This is a genomic window from Streptomyces spongiae, assembly GCF_009377185.1.
In the GTDB taxonomy this organism is placed as follows: domain Bacteria; phylum Actinomycetota; class Actinomycetes; order Streptomycetales; family Streptomycetaceae; genus Streptomyces; species Streptomyces spongiae.
Map to the genome: position 1 here is coordinate 1 of NZ_VJZC01000965.1, position 2,146 is coordinate 2,146.

At 73.5% G+C, this 2,146-nt stretch carries 1 protein-coding gene; it reads left to right on the forward strand.

The genetic code is table 11. The features are described from left to right. Positions 1-25: 25 nt before the first annotated feature. Positions 26-2,146 (forward strand): serine/threonine-protein kinase (locus FNH08_RS49205; RefSeq protein WP_152778456.1); only part of this gene is annotated, 2,121 nt, incomplete at its 3' end.

Sequence of the window (2,146 nt, forward strand, 5' to 3'; positions counted from 1 at the left end):
GGACACACGGGGGCGATCGCAGGCCATGGGGGACACCAGGCTGATCCAGGGCCGGTATCAGTTGCTCGATCTCATCGGGCGCGGCGGGATGGGCGAGGTCTGGCGCGCGAGAGACGAGTCACTGGGCCGGCGTGTCGCCGTGAAGTGCCTCAAACCCCTGAACACGCAGCACGACCAGGCCTTCACCCGGGTACTGCGGGAGCGGTTCCGCCGCGAAGCACGCGTGGCCGCCGCCCTCCAGCACCGGGGGGTGACCGTCGTCCACGACTTCGGGGAGGCCGACGGGGTGCTCTACCTCGTCATGGAGCTACTGGAGGGCCGCAACCTCAGCCAGCTCCTGGAGGACAACAAGCACCACCCCCTGCCCGTCGACGACGTCGTCGAGATCGCCGACCAGGCCGCCGCCGCCCTCGCCTACACCCACCAGCAGGGCATCGTGCACCGCGACCTGAAGCCCGCGAACATCATGCGGCTCACCGACGGCACGGTGAAGATCTGTGACTTCGGCATAGCGCGACTCGGACACGACATCGGCTTCACCTCCCGCCTCACCGGCACCGGTATCGCCCTGGGCACCCCCCACTACATGTCACCGGAGCAGATCGGCGGCGACCAGGTCGACCACCGCAGCGACCTGTACTCCTTCGGCTGCGTGCTGTACGAGATCGCCACCGGCGTACCGCCGTTCGACCTCGACGACGCATGGGCGGTCCTCGTCGGCCACCGGGACACCCCGCCGGAACCGCCGCGCGGCCACCGCGCCGAGCTGCCCGAGTACGTGGAGCGGATCATCCTGGACCTGCTCGCCAAACAGCCGGACGAGCGACCGCACGACGCCAGGGAGCTCGGCCGCAGGATCCACGAGGGCCGAACGGCGTCCCTCTACGTCCCTACGGTCCTGTCGCGCCCCGTCACGCCCTCGGTCCAGGCACACGTGGCCGGTCCGTCGGCGCAGCCGCGCCCCGAGCAGCCCCCGTCCCACGAGCCCCGTCTGCCGTCCTGGACCCGCGGCATGACCACCGGCCACAAGGCGGCGGGCAGAGAACTGCGCACCACCCCGCCGGACGCCTCGGCGGGCCTCACCGGCGACTGGATCGTCCGCCCCTCCACCGGACGCGTCGAGGAGCCCGTCCACACCGAACGCCCCACCCCGCCCCCGGAGGCGGTCAGGGCCCTGTCCGGCCGGCACAACGCGGGCCTCAGCCTGGGACGCCTCGGCCGCTGGACGGAAGCGGGCGAGGTGCATCGCGCGGTCGCCGCCGAACGTGAGCACGTCCTCGGCCCCGACCACCCCGACACCCTCGCCAGCCGCTACGAGGTCGGCTTCACCCTCAGCCGCACCGGCCGCCCCGCCGACGCCCTGCGCGAGTACACCCACGTCACCCGGACCAGGGAGCGGGTGCTCGGCCCCGACCACCCCGACACGCTCACCGTCCGGCAGGAAACGGCGTACGTGCTCGGCCAGTTGGGCCGCCACTTCGAGGCCCACCAGGCGTACACCTCCGTCCTCGCCGTGCGCGAGCGCGTCATGGGTCCCGACCACCCCGACACGCTGCGCTGCCGCCACAACCTCGCCTTCAACCTGAGCCGCCTCGGACGCCTGGAGGAGTCGTACGAGATGGCGTCCGACGTGGCCGGCGCCCGCGCCCGGGTGCTCGGACCGAACCACCCCGACACGCTCGTCACCCGGTGCGAGGTCGCCTACCTGCTGGGCCAGTTGGGGCGCTGGCCGGAGGCCCTGGGGATGTACCAGGAGGTCGCCGAGGCCCGCGCGCAGGCCCTCGGCCCCGACCACCCGGACACCCTCGCCGCCCGCTACGAGGTCGGCATCAGCCTCGGCCGGCTCGGCCGCAGCACCGACGCGCTCACGCTCTACCGCGCCCTCGTCGACGACCGCACCCGCGTCCACGGCCCCGCCCACGCCGAGACCCTGCGTGCCCGCCACGGCCTCGGCGTCAACCTCGGCAGGCTCGGCCGCTGGGAGGAGGCCCTCGCCGAGTCCCGCGACGTGTGCGCCATCCGCGAGCGCGTCCTCGGCCCCGACCACCCGGACACCCTGGTCAGCCGCCGCGAGGTCGCCGTCGGCCTCGGCTGGCTCGGCCGCTGGCCCGACGCCCTCACCGAGTACCGCCAGGTGGCCGACGCC